The sequence below is a fragment of the Halodesulfurarchaeum sp. genome (assembly GCF_036626455.1).
In the GTDB taxonomy this organism is placed as follows: domain Archaea; phylum Halobacteriota; class Halobacteria; order Halobacteriales; family Halobacteriaceae; genus Halodesulfurarchaeum.
On sequence record NZ_JAZKRK010000019.1, the window covers coordinates 21,148 to 40,294 of the forward strand.

Annotated in this window: 16 protein-coding genes; 12 read left to right on the forward strand and 4 right to left on the reverse strand. The window is 58.6% G+C overall.

Annotated features, from left to right (window positions below):
• Nucleotides 1-152: 152 nt before the first annotated feature.
• Complete coding sequence (locus V5A26_RS07250; RefSeq protein ID WP_332321487.1) at nt 153-1,442, reverse strand: uroporphyrinogen decarboxylase family protein; 1,290 nt, start codon at nt 1,440-1,442, stop codon at nt 153-155.
• 118 nt (nt 1,443-1,560) lie between these two features.
• A complete protein-coding gene (locus V5A26_RS07255; RefSeq protein WP_332321486.1) occupies nt 1,561-3,486 on the reverse strand; it encodes an ASKHA domain-containing protein in 1,926 nt (641 codons plus the stop codon).
• Nucleotides 3,487-3,670: 184 nt separating this feature from the next.
• Here V5A26_RS07255 and tsaA point away from each other — a divergent pair, with 184 nt between their 5' ends.
• From tsaA to nrfD, 8 genes are all read left to right on the forward strand, one after another.
• A complete protein-coding gene (gene tsaA, locus V5A26_RS07260) occupies nt 3,671-4,114 on the forward strand; it encodes a tRNA (N6-threonylcarbamoyladenosine(37)-N6)-methyltransferase TrmO (protein WP_332321485.1) in 444 nt (147 codons plus the stop codon).
• Between the two features lie 108 nt (nt 4,115-4,222).
• The gene (locus V5A26_RS07265) at nt 4,223-4,585 is read left to right on the forward strand and encodes an iron-sulfur cluster assembly protein (protein WP_332321484.1); all 363 of its coding nucleotides are present in this window, start codon (nt 4,223-4,225) and stop codon (nt 4,583-4,585) included.
• Between the two features lie 125 nt (nt 4,586-4,710).
• A complete protein-coding gene (locus V5A26_RS07270; protein WP_332321483.1) occupies nt 4,711-5,259 on the forward strand; it encodes a DUF7124 domain-containing protein in 549 nt (182 codons plus the stop codon).
• A 303-nt stretch (nt 5,260-5,562) separates the two neighbouring features.
• Nucleotides 5,563-6,426 carry an IclR family transcriptional regulator gene (locus V5A26_RS07275; protein ID WP_332321482.1) on the forward strand — a complete coding sequence of 288 codons (864 nt, stop codon included), beginning with the start codon at nt 5,563-5,565 and terminating at the stop codon, nt 6,424-6,426.
• Between the two features lie 200 nt (nt 6,427-6,626).
• A complete protein-coding gene (locus tag V5A26_RS07280) occupies nt 6,627-6,848 on the forward strand; it encodes a 4Fe-4S ferredoxin N-terminal domain-containing protein (RefSeq protein ID WP_332321481.1) in 222 nt (73 codons plus the stop codon).
• 3 nt (nt 6,849-6,851) lie between these two features.
• Nucleotides 6,852-9,203, forward strand: coding sequence for a molybdopterin-dependent oxidoreductase (locus V5A26_RS07285; RefSeq protein WP_332321480.1), 2,352 nt, complete (start codon nt 6,852-6,854; stop codon nt 9,201-9,203).
• Nucleotides 9,203-9,826 carry a 4Fe-4S dicluster domain-containing protein gene (locus V5A26_RS07290; RefSeq protein WP_332321479.1) on the forward strand — a complete coding sequence of 208 codons (624 nt, stop codon included), beginning with the start codon at nt 9,203-9,205 and terminating at the stop codon, nt 9,824-9,826. Before V5A26_RS07285 ends, V5A26_RS07290 begins: the two co-directional genes overlap by 1 nt.
• A 4-nt stretch (nt 9,827-9,830) precedes the next feature.
• Nucleotides 9,831-10,913, forward strand: a complete 1,083-nt coding sequence (gene nrfD / locus V5A26_RS07295) for an NrfD/PsrC family molybdoenzyme membrane anchor subunit (RefSeq protein ID WP_332321478.1) — start codon at nt 9,831-9,833, stop codon at nt 10,911-10,913.
• 124 nt (nt 10,914-11,037) lie between these two features.
• On the opposite strand, the gene V5A26_RS07300 is transcribed toward nrfD, so the two are convergent.
• Nucleotides 11,038-11,463, reverse strand: a complete 426-nt coding sequence (locus V5A26_RS07300) for an HTH domain-containing protein (RefSeq protein WP_332321477.1) — start codon at nt 11,461-11,463, stop codon at nt 11,038-11,040.
• A 186-nt stretch (nt 11,464-11,649) separates the two neighbouring features.
• Here V5A26_RS07300 and V5A26_RS07305 point away from each other — a divergent pair, with 186 nt between their 5' ends.
• Nucleotides 11,650-12,003, forward strand: coding sequence for a hypothetical protein (locus tag V5A26_RS07305; protein WP_332321476.1), 354 nt, complete (start codon nt 11,650-11,652; stop codon nt 12,001-12,003).
• A 3-nt stretch (nt 12,004-12,006) separates the two neighbouring features.
• Complete coding sequence (locus V5A26_RS07310) at nt 12,007-12,495, forward strand: metal-dependent transcriptional regulator (RefSeq protein WP_332321475.1); 489 nt, start codon at nt 12,007-12,009, stop codon at nt 12,493-12,495.
• Nucleotides 12,496-12,528: 33 nt separating this feature from the next.
• Here the strand turns inward: V5A26_RS07310 and V5A26_RS07315 are convergent, their stop codons facing one another.
• On the reverse strand, nt 12,529-13,341 hold the full coding sequence (locus V5A26_RS07315) for a TrmB family transcriptional regulator (protein ID WP_332321474.1): 813 nt from the start codon (nt 13,339-13,341) through the stop codon (nt 12,529-12,531).
• 185 nt (nt 13,342-13,526) lie between these two features.
• On the opposite strand from V5A26_RS07315, the gene V5A26_RS07320 reads away from it, so the two are divergent.
• Complete coding sequence (locus V5A26_RS07320) at nt 13,527-16,703, forward strand: COG1361 S-layer family protein (protein ID WP_332321473.1); 3,177 nt, start codon at nt 13,527-13,529, stop codon at nt 16,701-16,703.
• Nucleotides 16,704-16,705: 2 nt separating this feature from the next.
• Nucleotides 16,706-19,147, forward strand: coding sequence for an efflux RND transporter permease subunit (locus V5A26_RS07325; protein ID WP_332321472.1), 2,442 nt, complete (start codon nt 16,706-16,708; stop codon nt 19,145-19,147).

The following is a 19,147-nucleotide window of genomic DNA, read 5'->3' on the forward strand; positions in this document are numbered from 1 at the left end:
GGTCTTGGGACTGCTACCCGCCGATTTAGACATTTCCAGTTGTAGTTGCACAAGTCCATATTCATTCGTGTCGGTGATGACTCCGCTTTCCAGAGGTCGATGGTTCAGTAGTGCCGAAACGAAAGCCGACCACAAAAACGGGTGTCGCTCCGTTACTTGACCGAGTCCATCATCGCCTTCACGTTCTCGGGTTCGGCCTCGTCAAGGGCCACGCCTGGGGCAAGAATGAACCCGTCCGGACCGACATCCTCGATGAGCTCCTCACAGTACTCGGTGACGTCTTCGGGCGTCTCGGTGTTCAACAGTGAACTGTGTACGTTTCCAGCGATGGCGACCTTGTCACCGAGGACATTTTTGGCCTCGACCATGTCCGTGCGGTCGAACTGCCAGACGATGTTGCCATCGGGCTGGTCGCTGATCACGTCCAGGCGCGTGTTGTACCCCCCTTCCGCGAACAGCCACGGGACGAGCCCGGCGTCGGTCAACGCATCGATTACCTTCCGAAGTTGTGGCCAGTAGAACGTGTTGAACTCCTCCTCGGACATGAACCCGTCTGCCCCCTTATGAAGCGGGATGAACACGAGCGGGTTCCCGGCTCCGTTCGCGGAGCGGATTCCCATTTCGATCATCATCGGTGTCAGGCTGTCTACAGCCTCCAGGAGTTCATCCGGGTTGCGTTTCAGGTCCATCGATGCCCCGTGGGTCCCGCGCAGCGTGTCCGCGATGACGTCATATGGTGCTTTGGTGAACCCACCGAACGAGCGTGGATACCCCTGGGCGACGATCCCGTCTGCGGCGCCGCCAACGATCTCCTGCCACCTGAGGGCTTCCTCGCCGGCCTCCATCAGCGTATTCAACGCCTCCTGAACGTCCGGGAGGCCGAACGGGATCGCCATGAGGTGGATGTTCGGGATCTCGACGAGGTCGGTGAACCGGGGGAGTTTGCGGAACGGCTCCAGGGCTCCCACGACTTCCGGGATGTAGTCATGGAGCCAGAAGTCGGTGGGGTCCCGGATGAGTTTCTGGTAGTCGTCAGGACCCATATACTCGTCCTCGAGGGCTTGATAGCCGGTCGTCGGTGAGGCGCCATCACCTGGCCAGGCGTAGAGGTTGTAATCAAGCATCTCGAGCATCTCGGCAGACGGGAGGAGTGCCGCGGCGGACTGGTGACCGTCCGGTTCGAGATCGAAGACCGTCTGCTCGAAGGCCGCAGCGAGTTCGGCCGCGTCGTTCATCGCCGTTTCCGGCGTGATCTCTGCGTGGAAAACTGGATAGAACGTGGCGCTCAGTACCGTTGGAATCCGATCCGGTGACCCGCCCCGAATTGCGGTGGCCAGCCGGCCAGCCCGTTCCTGATAGGCGTCCCGCGCTGCTTCGTCTTCGAAGTCGATTCCAGTTCCTTGCTCCCAGTTCTCGAGTGTAACGTCAATATTTCCTGCCATTTGTTGGTGTGGCGTGATGGTGGTTGGTTGCTCGATGCGAGGTGGTCGTGACAGGTATGTCCTGATTCGACCGCTCTTGTAGAAATTCGACCGAACCGTATTTATATTTTTGTAGGAATTACAATTCCTCAGCCGGTCTCCCCTGGGCCGCTTCGACGCGCTCTTTGATGGAGGGATAGCGATCGAAGTCCCGGTGGGGGAGGTACATCGCTTCCATAAAGAGGTCATGGAACCCGTCCCAGGCGGCCAGTTCGACGTACTCCACGGCCGAGACGATGTGGTCGGCTTCGGCTTTCGCGTCCCTATTCAAGAGTGCGTACATTGCACCGTATCCGGCTGCATTCCCCAGAAACTCGACGGCATCGACGTCGACTTCAGGGTACAGCCCCAGTAATTTGGCTGATTCGGGGTCGATGTAGTTGCCGAAACCCCCGGCCATGACCAACCGGTCGACCGACTCGATCCCGGCCTCCTCGAGGAGCACGTTCGTTCCCGTTTGGATCGCGGCTTTGGCGTTCTGGATGTCTCGGATGTCGTCCTGTGAAACGATGATATCCTCATCAACGTCGGCTTCCTCGGCGTCCACGAGCACGAAATCCCGAGAGCCGTCCCCACCCTCTCGGATTCGCCCTCGCCCGTCTTCGGGATCGATCAGACGACCTCGTCTATTGATGCCGCCGACCAGGAACAGCTGTGCGACCACGTCGATAATGCCCGACCCACAAATGCCCATTGGGGATTCGTCTCCGATGACTTCCAGGTCTGGCGCCCACGTCTCTGGATCGAGGCTCACGGCTTCGATCGCCCCGGGTTTGGCTCGCACTCCGTGGGTTATTTCCGCGCCTTCGAGGGCTGGACCCGCTGGCGCAGAAGCGACGTAGGTTTGCTCCGGCCCGGAGACGGCGATTTCGCCGTTCGTCCCGATGTCGATTGCGAGGACGGTCTCATCTCGGTCGAGAACTCCAGCTGCGAGCAGATCCGCGACGAAATCCGGGCCGACCCACCCCCCGATAATCGGCAACCAGGAGACCGCGCCCGATGGATTCATCGCCAGGTCCAGTTCCCGGGCCGTCGTTTTTAGCCTGGCACGGTTGGCCGGCACGTATGGCGTGGCCGCGACGGCCCCGGCATTGATACCCAAAAACAGGTGATGCATTGCGGTATTCCCGACGAACACCGCTTCATACACCGACTGCGGGTCGACGTCTGCTTCGTCGGTCACCGTGTCGATACTGTCGTTTACCGCCTCCCGGATTTCCCGCTGGAGTTCCGACTTTCCCTCCGGTTTTTGGGTGCTGTACTGGACCCGGCTGATGATGTCTCCCCCATGCGTGCTCTGGGGATTGATTTTGGAATCCACCGCCTCGACCTCGCCAGTTCGCAGCTCTAGCAGATAGATCGCGAGCGTGGTCGTCCCGATGTCGATCGCTAGCCCGTAGGCGGGTCCTGTTCGTCCCGGGTCGACGCCCAGTATTTCAGTTTCCTCAGCAACTGTCGCCGTGACACGAAACTTGCCATCTGTTTTGCCATCGCGGATCGTCGACGGGAGGTCGGTAAGTGCCACCCGGTCGACGGTGTCAATATCGAGTCCATATTCCTCGGTCAGGGCTTTGATCACCCGCTCACGATCGGGAAGTGTGTCTTCGAGGGTCGGCCCCTCAAACGCGAGTTGAAAGCGCCGGATGGCCGGATCGTGCTCAAAATCGATTTCCGCGCCCTCCGTCATCACGATCTCACCTTCACTTCGCGAGGATGCGGGGACGAACGCGGAGACGTCACCTTCCACGGTGGCTTGACACCCGAGTCGATAGCCTGCAGCCAGTTCCTCCTCGTCAAGCACGGTTTTCTCGTCGGGGTCAAGCGGGGAGAGCGGTGGATCTTTTGCTTCCACTTCAACCGCACACGTTCCACAGAGGCCGTTGCCGCCACACAACGCCTCGATCCCGACGTCGCGTTGGTCGGCCGCCTCCAGGAGAGTGGTCCCATGTGGAACCTCGACAGCGATCTCCCAGGGTGCAAAAGTCACTGTTGGATCGGAACCCATCGTCCCTTCATAGGACAATGTCAGTAATAGTCGTTGTGCTGGTTGGTAGCAATCGGACACATTTGGGGTCCTTGGCCTTCCCGGGAGGTCACGTTCACCACATTTGGAGGCGGCCCCAACGCCGAACTCACTGACGAGGGTCTGCTCGCCGAACCATTAACGTGCCAGGGCCGGAAGGTCGACTATGGATCAAATCAGGTACGAGCCGATTGGGGTGGTCGAGTCCCCCTTCGATTCGGCCGAGGCTGTCCCTCGGCCCGGATCCGAACGAGTCACAGCGTCGGGAACACTCGAGATCGCTCCGGAATTCGAACCCGGGTTGGATGGGCTCGAAGAGTTCTCTCACATCATCGTCCTCTCACATTTACATGAGGTGACAGGAGTCCGGCTCCAGGTACGGCCCATGGGTGGAACATCGGTTGGGATTTTTGCGACGTCGGGACCCCCGCGGCCGAACCCGATCGGTCATTCAGTACTCACCCTCGATGACATTTCGGGGACCAGATTGTCGGTCTCACATCTGGATCTCATCGACGGAACGCCCATTCTCGATATCAAACCCTACGCGCCAAAGGTCCCTGCACTCGAAGAGATCGACACCGGATGGATGGACGATCTCTCGGGATAGTTCACCCAGGACAGATTTTGTCGGAGCAATTCACACGCGAATCCCACGACTACCCGACTGCGAGATTGAACCAGCATGTATTCCCCACTGGGCTGGTAACGCGACAGTATGACGGAAGAACCGACGACGGAAGGGGTCGAAGCGGCTGTCGAGACGGTCACACATCCGGAGATCGATGCGACGCTTTCCGATCTTGGCATGATCGATGGTGTCGAGCACGAGGGAACTGAAGCCACGGTCACGCTGGTCCTCCCGATGCGCAACATTCCCGATCAGGTCAAGAACATCCTCGTCGGGCGGCTTCAGGAGGCGGTTGCGGAAACTGGGGTGTCAGCAACGGTCGAAATCACGGTCATGTCCGACGCCCAGCGCGAGCGATTCTTCGAACTCGAAACCGAAAACTGGGAGGGCGGCATCGACGAGTCACAGGAGCCGGTGGGTGGGACTGACTCCTCGGAACCGCCGTTCTAACTGGTCCCGCGACCAGCAAGATAATAGGCGTTTACGACAGTACATTTCTGTAACACATGAACTCGAATGCACGCGACGACAGGAAGCGGACCGGACAGGCCGTCTGCACAGATGGTGGCTCCCCGATGCCAGGGGTGCCAGAAGACGATGCGGACCCGGAGCCAGATCCCGAGCCCGACCCGACCCCTTCAAACAGTAGTCAGTCCTCCGGTTCAGGCAGCCCGATGCCAGGGGTTCCCGAGACGAAAGGCCCGAAGCCAGCGGTCGAATCGGGCGGTGAGAGCTGTGAAGCACCCGAACACGACGATGAGGAGGAGGAGACGCACGAATTGACGACGGCGTTTACCGTTGACGCGTTGACCCACCTCGAAAACCCCGCACACGTGGTTTCAGAGGCGCGGGCCTGGTCGGATTGGATCGGTGTCGTCGGGGATGTCGACGCTCCGACGATGAACACGTTCCTCCGTCGAAAGGAAATCGACATAGATTTTTTCAACGGCGCGGCCGGGCCACAAGACCGGCTGGCCCGCGTTGCCCGGGAGGGGTCTGCCTTTCACTCTGACCGGCTCGTCCTCGTCGGTGTCCAAGGACAGGAGGAGTTAACCACTGATCAGGACTGGGAGTTCGAGGAACTCGAATCGACGGCTGCAGAGGCGGGCTGGACGGTGAAGTGATCAGCCAACCGAGTCATTGTATTCACCCTACGACGGACTATATGACTGATTTTTGGCTGTTTGAGAACCTCTTTAGCCCGTTTTGGAAATCCAAATTTACAGTGAGTTACGGATTCGTCTCGGGTTGGCCCTGACTGAACTGGCGTTTGCCCCGAAATTTCCTCTTTTCAAAACCCTCACGTTTCGAAGAGCCAAACGCAAATGCTTCTTACCAATTGACCTCCATGCTGTCGTCGGGTTAGCTGGCATCCTCCGAACTCAATTTCCGAACGTATTTACGGATACGTTGGGAATTATTTTGGCATGTCAAAACAAACGTCGTCCGAGGCCGGGGAATCGGACCAGGGGTATCGAGTTCCCCAGCGAAGTCCGCCGGACGCGCCGACGAATCCGGTTCAATCTGCCAACCGGACGATGGAGCTCATTGAGGTGCTCAAAGAGCAAGAGGGTGCGACCATTGGAGCCCTCGCGGACCATCTTGGGGTTTCGAAAGGGACCGTTTCGAATTACGTCAGCACGCTACGGGAGGAGGGATACGTCACGAAACTGGATACTGGGGAATTCGCGGTCGGACTTCGGGTGCTTGACGTCTGTAACAAGTCGATCCGGGGGCGAGAGTTGTTTGAGGAGGGAAAACCCCGAATCGATGCTCTTGCCGAAAATTTCGAGGGTGTGTTTACCGTTATGACGCCCGAACACGGCTACGGGTACTGTCTGTATTCCAGAACGAACTCGGATCTGATTTCGAAAAACCGGCTTTCCCAGGGTACCCGCCGGTACTTGCACTGCAACGGTCCGGGACTTGCTATTCTGTCGGCTATGGACTCGGAAACGGTCGAATCAGTCGTGTCTCGATACGGGCTGCTCTCCTGTGATACGGGGTGTGAGTTTGATTGTCCGCTGGCCAAACATGCTCGTGAACTCCCGGTGGAACGAGACGAACTCCAAACTCGCCTCGAAACGGTCGCCGAACAGGGCTTTGCGGTGACTGATCATGGACAGATCGCCTGTCTGGGTGTTCCCATCCGTGGGAGTGGTGAGACTGTTGTTGGGTCCGTCGGCGTCCTCGCCCCCCAGCGGACCATCTACAGCGATGGAGCGCCAGCCGAGGACCTGGTAGAGGCGATGAAAGACGTTGCAACTGGGATCGGGATCAATATCGTGTAAATCGGGCACAACTACTCCGGAAGAAAATCTCGGTTTGGAAGAGCCAAATGGATAATTCGCCGGTTTGACGCCTCTTTAGCCGTGTTACCCATACCCAACCGTTTCCACGGTTGTGGGTACTTTTTGAAAATGCTTACAAGATTATTGGAATCGGTCGCGGGTCTTTGTGCTCCGAGTTTTTAGCCGGACGTGTAGACACAATGGCGGACAACGAGCCACGAGCAACCGATAGCTCTCCGCTTTCTGCCATCGCCGAACCGGAGGCGGAGTTCGATCAGGAACTCGGCAAAGCGATGGGTGAAGCGGCACAAAAAGTACGCACCGGTGCGCTGACCGAAGCGGAGTTTTACGAGCGTTTTCACGACCAGGTCTTGGCGGAGTTCGGATTCGATGACCGGCCGGTGGGCGGGACGGAGGACTAAGACATGACACAGACAGAGACCGAACGAGACGGTACAGACGGTGGCATTACTCGCCGGACGCTACTCAAAACGTCCGCAGCTGGAGCGCTTGCCGTTGGCGTTGGCGGTGCTGCGGTCCAGTCGAGCGGCGCCACCCCGGAATCGAGCGACGGGAAAACGGCCTATGGGAACTGTTGGCAGTGTCACAAACTCTGTGGCATGGAAGTGACCCTCCAAGAATCAGGCGAGGGACCTGACATTGCCACGGAGGTCCATGGAATCGACGGGCATCCCCGCGGAAGTGCGGGAGCGGGCACGAAGGGAACGCTTTGCCCGAAAGGTCTCTCCCAGGTCGAGAAGGCCTATTCACCACATCGAATCAAGGAGCCCTACATTCGGAAAGACGGGTCACTGACGGCCGTGAGCTGGGATGAGGCCTTCGAGTACGCGGCCGATGGCCTGGCGGATTTCAAGGAGAATCACGGTGCCCAAAGCCTGATAGAATTCCACGGGTGGGGAACGGCCGGAACGTTCAGTACACTCTTCGGAAACCTCTATGGGTGTCCGAACTCCGTCCCACATCCGACACCGACCTGTTTCGGGTCGATGGCGGTTACTGGAACGCTTATGGGACTCGGCGGCGGCAATATCCGTTGGGTCGATTACGAGAACACCGAATACCTCCTCGTCTGGGGCCGGGATCCACTGGAAACGTTCGCCGGCCAGTGGGAAGCGAAACAGCTGCTTCGGGCGAGAGCTCGCGGTGCTACGATCGTCACGATCGACCCCGTCTACACCGAAACCGCCCAGAAATCGGACAAGTGGCTTCCAATCGAGCCACGGACTGATGGGGCACTGGCCCTGGCTATTGCCAATGTTATCATCGAGGAGGAACTGTACGACGCCGAGTTCGTCGAGAAGTATACCCACGGGTTCGAGGCGTACACGGATGCTGTCGAGGACAAGACCCCCGAGTGGGCCGCCGAGAAGACGGGTCTCGATGCGGAGACCATCCGGGAAGTCGCGACTGGGTTCGGTCGCGCCGCGCCGAGTGCCGGTATCACTTCCTGGACGGGGCTTGGACAGAGTGCCGATCACCAGAAAGGCTCCCAAAATGTCGTTGCACTCACTGGGCTCGTAGGCAATATTGACCGACCGGGCGGCCAGCGGTGGTTCGGCGATGCCGGACTTGCCGACCCATTCAAAGTCGGCTGCGAGGCCGACCTTCCGGATCACGCCGCGGAGAACAAGTGTTACTTGACCGATCCGGACGCGGGCTATGCATCGATGATCAACAAGCCCGTGCAGAACAACATCCCTGAAATGGTCGATAACGGCGATGTCAACGGGATGGTCTATTATTACCGCAATCCCGTAACCGACGGAGCCAGTCAGGAGTGGCTCGGAACCGAAGACGAGGACGGTGCACTCGACGAGATGGACCTCGTCATCGGCATCGATGCTTTCTGGAGCGAAACTGCCCGAAAAGCCGACGTCGTCTTCCCGGAGGCCTCACAGCTCGAAAAACCGATGCTTGGTTCGGGCGGGTATGGGGCGTACAACACGAAGTCCTGGGTCACCGGCTCCAAAGCCGCGATCGAACCCCAGTGGAACACGAAATCGGGCTTTGACATCATCAAGGGTCTCGGGCATGCAATGGGCTACGAGGAATACTTCCCCTGGGAAGACAAGGAGGCCTACATCAACAATCAGCTCTCGGCCCTTGATCTCACGCTCGATGAGCTCGAAAACGAGGATACCTACGTGCTCACGGGCGACTACGGCTGGGAGAAGTGGAAAGAGGGTGGTTTCGCCCAGGGTGCGGACACGTTCTGGTTCGACCTCGATAAGAAACTCACCGGTGCCTACGAGGCGCTGAGCGAGCAGGTCGGAACCGAAATCGATACCGCGCCCCAGTGGGTCCCACCTGGAACGATCGGTGACGAACTGACTGGGGAGTATCCACTCGAAATGATCGATGCCCGTTCGGTCGAGTTCTCACACGGTGGTGATCAGGCCCTCTCGAAACCACTCGAACAGCTGGCGGAGTCCTACGATCTCGAACACGAGGACTACCGGGGGAACTATCTCGTGCTGAACCCGGTGGATGCGACCGAACGAAACATTGCGCACGGCGATCGGGTTCGGATCGACTCGAAACACGGCGATGCGGAACTCTTGGCGGTCGTGACGGATGGGATCCGTCCGGGCACCGTGAGCGTCGAACCCTACGGGTTCGGTCGTGGCTCGATTCAGCCCGACGAAGATGGAGCGAACAACATGTTACTGAACAGTCCAGACCAGATCGATCCGATCTCCGGCGAAATTGACAGACACCTGGCTATTTCGGTCACGAAGACCGGGGGTGAGCACTGATGGGTGAACAGTGGGGCTTTTACTTCGATTCGAACTCGTGTATGGGATGTAACGCCTGTGCGATCGCCTGCAAGAATCGACATGGCACTGAGACGGGTCACGTCGATTGGCGCCGGGTCGAAACCGTCTCAACCGGCGAGTTTCCGGACTACGAGGAGACGAATATCTCCCTGTCCTGCATGCACTGTGAGGACGCGCCCTGTGTCGACGTCTGTCCGACCAACGCCATCGAGAAACGCGACAGTGACGGGGTCGTGACCATCAACCGCGACGACTGTATCGGCTGTCGATACTGTGGCTGGGCGTGTCCGTATGGGGCGCCCCAGTACGGCGAGGAAGGCCTGATGCAGAAGTGCAACCTCTGTCTCGACAAGGGGCCCGGTGCTGGTGCCGGGGCCGAGTCGAAGAACACCCAGGACGACCCCTTGGAGCCCGCTTGCGTCGACGAGTGTGTGGGCGAAGCCCTTCACGCCGGACCGATCGGCGAATTGATGGACCTGGCCTCGGAGCAAGCCGCTCGAAAATTCGAACAGAACCCCACGTCCGTCATCGTCGAACCGTCGACGGGTGGCGACAGTCAGGCAGCCGCCGACGTGGAGACGCCGATATCGTACCAGGGGTAACAGGATGGTCGCAGCTGAAAGCGGCGTCCTGTGGGTTCCCCGGGTCCACTGGGGGTTGTTCATCGCCACCTACCTCTTCCTTGGTGGAGTGAGCGGCGGCTCCTACGTGACTTCCGTCACGGCCCAGTTACTGCAAGGGCGCTCGAATGACGAGACTGAAAATCGGTCGCGGGGGGAAACTGCCCGGTGGGGTGCCATCCTCGCAATCGCGGCAATCGGTATCGGGACGGCGGCCCTTCTCTACCATCTCGGTGCGCCACTGCGGGCGCTGACTTTCGCATGGAACTTCTCGAATTACGGCTCGTGGCTCGTTATCGGGACGTGGCTCATCGTGTTGTTCTCGGTATTAGCCACTGTTGATGCGATCTGGCTGCTCTTCGGATCGGACAAGAAGACAGCTACAGGTGGGAGTTATTTCCCTCGCCGTATTTTCGGCTGGCTCACGGTTCGCGGGAACCCGATTCTGCTGACAGGGCTTGACTACTTCGCTGATACCACTCGGCCACCAGGCCGGCTTCATCCCGCAATCCGGATCATCGGTGCGTTTCTGGGCATCGGCGTGATCATCTACACGTCGATGTTGCTCTCTGATCTCTGGACCTGCCCGCTGTGGAATCGAACGTATCTGCCACCGCTCTTTCTGATGAGTGGGGTCTCGACCGGCCTCGCGGGAACGGTCGCGATGCCGACGATTTTCGACGGCCTCACCGAGACGGTCCACCAGTACAGCCTTGCCGATGACGCCCTAATCGTGGTCGAACTGGGGATTTTGGCGTCCTTCTATACAGTTCTTCAGGGCCGGGCGGACTGTCTGGCGAGTCAGGCCACGATCGAGTCGCTCAATTCCGTGTTCTCGATGCCGTTCTGGGTCGGGGTGGTCGGTCTCGGCCTGGTGACGCCGCTCCTGCTTTCATTGCTGCTGACTGGCACGGCCAGGGTATGGGACCTCGACGAACGGAGCCAGACGTGGCATTCGATTTTCAGGGCTGGGTACGTGGTGAAATACGGCCTGGTCCTCGTCGGTGGCTTTTTCCTCCGATACGTCATCATCTTCGCGGCGGTGAAACTTCCACTCACCGTCACGTGACTCCGTCCTGCGCTATGGGTCGGTTCGTTTGCTGAGGGTTCCCGGGACTCTTCAACTTGATACGGTCATCACCAAGCGAGTCGCGAACGGGAGAATCGGCCATCCGGCTCGTCTCGAACGCAGTTTAGTGTGACAGAAACGTACCCGGCCGGTCCCACTCGGTTTCCTCACAATCACCCGGTTCTTCGTTCCGATTTGCGATCGCCTCGATGTTTCGTTCACATTTCTGGTATTTGAAATCGACGTAGTCGAACATGTGCTCGGCGATGACTGCCGGTTCGGTTGCTGTATAGCCCGATTTGAGGTATTCACCGTCGTAGAGCCCGGTCTCGTGGACGAGGTTGTGTGTCTCGAGTGCGTCGACGTAGCGGTAGGCTGTCGACAGCGAACAGTCCATCCGCTCTGCGATCGTCTCGACTGAAAGTGGTTCTTCGGCGGCGAGTATCTCTTCGTAGGTCTGCCGTTCGCGGTGATTGAGCCCGTAGAAGGATTCGAATACCTCTTCGGGTGATACAGTCGAATAGACCATCTCCTTGATCGTTTGTGCCATGGGTCTGTGGGAGTCCGAGGCCGACGGTGCGGGATTTGACACCGCAGACCTTCAGTTACGGTATTACCATTCGACGTTCAATTGCAAAAGCCTTCCTCACCAGGCCCGATTTGCAGCGACTCCAGTTGTTTGTGTCCATTTGGGACGTCCAAAACGGTTAACCCGCTGGGGGGCTAGTGCCAAAATATGGGTCACAAACATCGCCAGAGTGGAGCGACCCCCGAGCGGGATGTCGGGTCTGGGCCGGGTCGGCCAGGTGAATCACATGGAAAGCGACGCGGTCACGGTGAGGGTGGTCGGTCCCGACGACGGAACGAGCGCGGTCAATACGTCGAACAGATGACCGAGACAGAAATACTCGATCTCTTCGAGACCATTCCTGGCCCTGTGATCGCCACGACGGATGTCGCCGAGCATTTCGACAGCACGACGGAGGGAGCCAGGCGGAAGTTGAACGACCTCTGTGACGAGGGCCTTCTGGACCGGCGGAAAGTCGGTGGCACCAGAGTGTATTGGCAGATTGATGGGATGGGGCGCTGAACGATGTCATTGACTGGCCACCCGGAACCGGCTCGAAAACTCCCGAACCGGAACGCAGGCCGGTACTTGCGCGCAATATTGGGATCCGTCGAGGGGCCAGAGGACGAGGTTCGGCCGAGTCACATCGCGGATCGCCTGGACGTGAGTCCGGCCAGTGTCACGGAAATGACGGCTCATCTTTCGGAGGATGGCTACGTCGATCACGAACCGTACGGGGGGATTTCCTTGAGCTCCGACGGCGCATCGATGGCTCGCCATCTCCAGTGGCGACAATGTGTTTTCACTCGGTTTTTCCAAGAGACACTCGACGTCGAGATCCCACCGACTGCGAGTTACGAAGCCAGTTTCGCGCTTCCGGCTGACGTCCTCGACGAAGCACGAGCACACGTCGGGCTTGAATGCAAAGGTGAGTGTGACGAACGGGTCTGGGACCTCGAATGTTGGGACGACACAGAGCCAATGTTCGAGGACGGGACCGCGGGAAAACCCTAATCTTATCGACAAGTTTCACGCGGTTGCCTACCCTCAATCCACGTGTGCATCGACGATCGTCGAACTCTCCCACAGCATTCGGAACTGTTCTTCGAGTTCGAGGGCGAACGTCGGATCTTTCAGATTGATAAGGCCCAGAACGCGGTCGCGCTCGATCGGACTGACCACGGGGAAGCAAAGCTCGTCGCCATCGATGAGATACAGGCTTCCGTGCAGCGTTTCGGTGGTCCGGACCGAGAATTGCTTTGCGTCGAACGGACCGGATGACGCTCGATCGAAGAGGGTATGGGGGATCTCTGCGAGGATATTTTCGGAGACCAGGAGTGACACGTCGACGCCTCGCTCAATTGCCCTCGCCAGTCGATCGAGGAGGTCCGGTCCGACTTCGTCCAAATCGAGCGGTGAAGGGACTGCGTCGGCGACCATGACTACATCGGAGTCGGCCGCATCGATCCGTTCGAAGAGCAGTTCGAGGGAGTCGACGGTACCGATGGCCGTCGTCCAAAATCGCTCCTCGACGGCGGTCTCAGACCCGAGTTCCTCGCTTGCTTGCGACGCAATCGACTCGTAACGGTCGATCTGCCCCTCGAGTTCACGGATTTTACCCTCTGCAAGCCGCTCAACAGCGACCTCGGGTTCGACTGCGAGATACCGTTTCGGGCGGCTGGCCTCTTGGGACCGGATCATACCCCGTGTCTCGAGGGTCGAAAGAACGTCGTAGATCCGTCCCTCCGGCACCCCGCTTTCCGTGGCGACGGTCTTCGCGGTGGTTGCACCCAGTCCGAGCAGGGTTCGATAGGCCTGATCTTCGTAGGTCGTCAATCCTAATTCACTGAGATCTGCCATATTGAATCTCGGGCTGAACGATACTTATACACTTTGTTCAGTTGTAAACCGTTACGATTGGTGTCCTAATTCAGTTGGAAACGCCAGTTTAACGAATTATATGTTTTGTAAAGCATCAATAAACGTTTAATAAGTTGTATAAAATTTGAAAACGATTTTTCTTTTGCATATCCTATCATTAAATAATGAAAAAGGCCGGCTTAGGAACTGGTCGACTGTTCAAGGCGGTATTTCTCGTCCTTCTGGTTGTGAGTGGGTCCCTCAGTATTGGGCTCACAATCGGGAGTCAACCGGTTGTAGCAGCTGCTGCTGCAGGAAACGTCGAGGGCACCCCCCATCTCAACGCCTCGGCACCGAATGCGCGATTCGATCCCGGCCAAAGCGGGACAATCGACGTGACGCTGTCGAACAACGCGACCTACGACTACGGTGGCGATGACCCGCCGGAAGGGGCTGTGGAGCGGGCCGGGGAGGCACAGTCTGTCTCCGTCAACATTACCGATACAAACGTGTCTGGAGAAGCAGCCCCGCTAACTGTCGAGACGGGAGAACAGTCGGCCGGAACGATCGCCGATGGTGAGTCCTCGGGGCCGTATCCATTCAACGTCGTTGTCGACGAAGACGCTGAGGCAGGTACCTACGAACTGGAAGTGACGACTGAATATGTGCACTATCAGACGGTAAATTACACACAGAACAGCGACGGCGACTACGTGTACACGCCAAAAAACCGGACAAGTCGGACCGAAACTGACACGATCACGGTTGTCATCGAACCGCAAGCGAACTTCGAGGTTGCGGATACTACCCCCAACGTCCCGCTGGGCGGCGAGGGAACGGTGACTGTAGATATTACGAACAATGGCGACGAGAACGTTACTGAGGCGACGGTCTCATTGGCCTCTCAGGATTCGGATTTTTACTTCGGGTCTGGAACGGCGACGACTGAACAGAACATTGGTGGATGGCAATCCGGTGAAGAACAGACTGTGACGGTTCGTGCGGGCACAGTTGAGAGCGCTGTCGAGCGAGAGTATCCGATCGACGTGACAATTGAGTACACAGATAGCGATGGCACAACGGCAAGTGACTCGACCCAGATCGGGATTACGCCCGGAAAGCGGGACCATTTCGCTGTCACGGGTGTCTCACATGACGTGCCCGAAAACGGTGAAGGAACCCTGGAAGTTTTGGTGCAACAGGAATGGAAGACGGAACTAACCGATGTTGCGGTGACCGCGACGACGACGGCCACGGATGTCTATCTCGGATCCGAGGGTTCACGCTCGTCTACGACATATGTCGAAGAGTGGCGTGGTGGTAATTCCGACTGGGTCGAACGGCTTACATTCAGAGTCGGCACGACGGACGCCGCAGTCGATCGAACCTATCCCATCGAACTCCAGTTCGAATACAGCGACGAGGCGGACAACCAGAACACCCAGACCAAGTACGTCGATTTCTCACCGACAGAACGATCGTTCTTCGAGGTCGAGTCCGTCAATCACGACATCCCCCGTAACGGAGAAGGAACCCTGTCGGTGGAACTGGAACAGACGGGTGAGAAGGATTTTGAGGAGGTCCAGGTCACAGCCTCGACTGCCGATTCGGCGGTCTATCTCGGTGACCAGGGATCGGCCTCAGCAACGACGATGGTCGGTGACTGGAACGACGGAGATGATGAGACTGTAACCTTCCGCGTGGGTACTACCGCTGGAGCTGTCGAACAACCCTACCCGTTGGACCTGACCATCGAGTACACCGACGCCGAAGACAACGAGAATTCTCGGACGAAAACTGTCGAGTTCACGCCTGCGGCTGTCGACCACCTCGAACTCGGGCTGGTCACTCACAACGTCCCACAAGACGGTGTCGGGCCGGTCACTGTCGAACTCACGAACAGCGCCGAGAAACCACTGACCGAACTGTCGGTAACGGCCTCTTCGACGGATTCGGAGATCTATCTCGGGTCCGAGTCCTCCCGCTCTGGCAGTGCGACTATCGAGGAATTGACACCCGATGAGACCCGCAACGTCACCTATCACGTGGGTGCCTCGGCGTCTGCCGTCAACAGAACCTATCCCCTCGATCTGTCGATCGAGTATACGGATGGGGACCACAATGAGAACCAGCAGACCGAACAGATCGAGTTCCGGCCTCGCCCCGAGCCCCAGTTCCTGGTCGAATCGGTCGATCACGATGTTCCCGTCGGGAGCACTGGCCGGGTGGCGATCACGCTCCGGAATACGGGGCCCGTGAATGCGACCGAAACCGTCGTGACGGCCACGTCTGAATCCGATTCGATGTTCTTCGGGACTGGTGGGACCGAACCGGTCGAGTTCCAGGGGGTTGCCGTGGAACCGCCACAGACTGGAACGCCAACTGCGCAGTCGTATGTTGGCAACTGGTCCACGGGGGAGACTCGAACAGTCTCTTTCAGGGCCGGGTTCGATCAGGACGCGATCGTCCGGGACTACGTGACGAACCTGGCCATTAGCTACGAGAACGAGGGCGGGGACGAGATGCCCGAGCGAACCCGATCCATCGGACTCGAACCCCTTCCAGAGCAGAACTTCTCGGTTTCGTCGGTCGAAAGGGATCTCTATGTCGGTGAAGAAGGCGACCTTCTCGTGGCCGTGACAAATACCGCCGATCGGCCCGTCGACGGCGTCGTCGTTACGGCTGAAACCCAGGAACAGAACATCAACTTCTACAATGCCCGCTATGCGGTGGCCGAACTTGGAGCCGGCGAATCAGCAGTGTCACAGTTCCGAGTCGGCATCACCGAGGAGGCCGAACCGGGCCCGCGTGTGTTCGAGCTTTCCGCTCGATATCGCGATCCGCAGGGTGACATCCGAACGACTGATTCCAGGGACATCATCGCCGACGTGGAACCAAGTCGGGACGCCTTCGACCTCGAGGTCACAGAGGAGACATTCAGTCCCGGGGCGTCCGGCCCGTTTCAGGTCACGGTGACGAACAATCGGAACGAGACGCTCAGCAACATCCAGGCCAAACTCTTCACCGACGACCCACTGGATAGTGACGACGATTCGGCCTTTATTGAGGACCTCGAGCCCGGTGAATCGGCGACGATGACCCTCGATCTGAGCGTCGGTGGGGCTGCCCGTGAGAAGACCTATTCGGCGTCGATGGACTTCCGGTTCGACAACGCCCGCGGTGACAGCGAACTCTCCGATACCCAGCGGGTTCCGGTCGAGGTCAGAGAGTCGGACTCGATGCTCAGCCCGTTACTGGGGGTCCTCCTGGGCATCGGAATTGTGGCACTCCTGATTGTCGGCTGGCGGTTCGACGTGGGTGACCACATCCGAACAGCGTATCGAATGGCCCTGGGCCCCTGACCATGCTCCGTCCCGGTGGCGATATCGATGTCGATCCCCTCTTCGCTGCCGTCGATCATCAGATTGTGGCCCATTCAAAACGGATCATCCTGCTCTTTCTGGTTCTGACGACCGTTTTCGCGGGTGGTCTCGCTGCCGTCGGGATCGATGCAGGGACCCAGCGCTTTTTCGAAAGCGTCCCGGAACATCACACCCAGGAGTCCGTCGAGGACGAATTCGGCTCGGTCTTCGACGCAGACGAGGAATCGACTCAGATCGTCATCACGGATGAAAACGTCTTCTCGCGACGAGCGCTGCTCCGAACCCTTACACTCCAGGAAACGATCGAAGATGACGAGTCTCTCAGAGTGAGCGACGTACAGGGAATCGCGCCTGGCATCGCCCGGATCCTGGATCCGTTCGCGACGACGACCGAGGCCCAACGGCGGGCAATCGAAACCGCCTCCGAGTCAGACATTCGAGCCGCCGGGCGCACGCTGGTCGACCAGCAACCACAGGTCACACGACTATTGAGTGAGGATCGGAACCTCGAGGAACCGCGAGCGGGGGCGACCATCGTCGTGGTTTCACACAGTGTTCCGCAAGGGGCGGACGAGACGCTCGAAGAAATTCAGGAACAGATCAAAGCGACCGCCGAAACCAGCGACGGAGACATCCAGGTCTTCGGCGGGGCGATTCAACAGGCGGGCTTCGATCGAGCGATTTTCGAGTCCCTCTCGCTGATCATTCCCCTTGTCGGAGTGCTCATTCTGTGCTTCCTCGTCATCGCCTATCGGGACCCCATTGATCTGGTGCTCGCACTGGTGAGTCTCCTATTTGCCATCGTCTGGACCTTCGGGTTCATGGGGTATGCTGGGATTCCGTTCAATCTGATGATGGTCGCCGTGCCGGTCCTGCTGCTCGGGGTGGGGATCGATTTCGGGATTCATGCGGTCAACAGGTATCGAGAGGAGCGAGGGGTGGAGGTAGACAATCGGACCAGCATGTCGCGGGCGAACGACCAGCTCCTGGTCGCCTTTTTCATCGTCAGCGTAACGAACGTGATCGGGTTCTCGGCCAACGGAACGAGCACCCTCGAACCAGTCCGGGAGTTCGGCTTCGTCGTCGCCCTGGGAATGGTTTTTACCCTTTTTGTCTTCGGGATTTTCCTCCCATCGCTGAAACTCGTTACCGATGACTGGCGAGAATCGCATGGGATCCACCAGTTTTCGATCACCCCACTTGGTGGCGAGGAATCACGCCTTGGGGACCTCCTTCGGGGAAGTGCCCGATTCGCCAAAACACATCCGTTTGTCCTGCTCGCGATCCTATTGGTCATCACGGGGATGGCTGGCTATTCGGCGACGAACGTGGAGTCGAAATTCGAAACCGAGGACTTCCTGCCCTACGCCGATCATCCCCCGCAGATCGAGGTCATTCCGGACGCGGTCTCCCCCTCGGAGTTCGAGATCACTGAAACCTCGAACTACATCTCGGACACGTTCACGACGACGAACACCGAACAAGTCACACTCTATGTCGAGGGACCACTCCGACAGGACCATGCCCTCGAGACTGTCTATCGGGCTGGAGTCGATCCACCGGATTCCTTCGTCCGCACCGACGGCAGAGCCGTTTCACAGGGCCTCATCGACGTTATTCACAGCTATGCGCAGCAGGACCCCGAGTTCGCTGCGATGGTCGCTCGAAACGACCTGTCTGGCAACGGCGTTCCAGACCGGCATGTCGGCGCAATCTACGACGAATTACTCCGATCCGACTACCGTGATCGAGCCCGCCAGTACGTCACTGAGGACACGCAGGCGACCAAGGTGGTCTATCAGGTCAAAGCCAGCGCAAGTCAGAAAGCCGTGACCGAGGACACCCGAAGCGTCGCTGCTGAGGCCCGCTTTGAGGCAGTGGCTACCGGGGACACGATCGTCTTCCGGGCGCTCACGGAGGCACTGCTTACCTCGGCGGTTCGGAGTTTCAGCGTGGCATTTTCGTTCACGGCGCTGTTCCTGATCTTCATCTTCGGCCTTCTTGAAGGCCGACCCTCTCTGGGGGTTGCAAACATGGTGCCGGTGACCGTCGCGATCATCTGGCTTGTCGGCATCATGCCGGTTCTCGGAATCGCCTTCAACGCGCTTACAGCGACGATCCTGGCCATCACAATTGGGTTGGGGGTCGCATACTCGGTACATGTCACCCACCGATTCATCGACGAATACGAGAAACGGGGATCTGTCCACGAGTCCTTGCTCGTGACGATGGGCGGGACCGGAGGCGGTGTCACAGCAAGTATGTTGACGACAGCTGGGAGTGTGACGGTCATGGCCGTCTCGGTAAACCCGATTCTGGGTGAATTCGGGCTCTTGACTGCAATCAGTACGATCTTTTCCTATCTCGCTGCCGTGGTCGTCTTGCCACTGACCCTCCGGGGATGGGCCAGCGTCGCCGGGTGA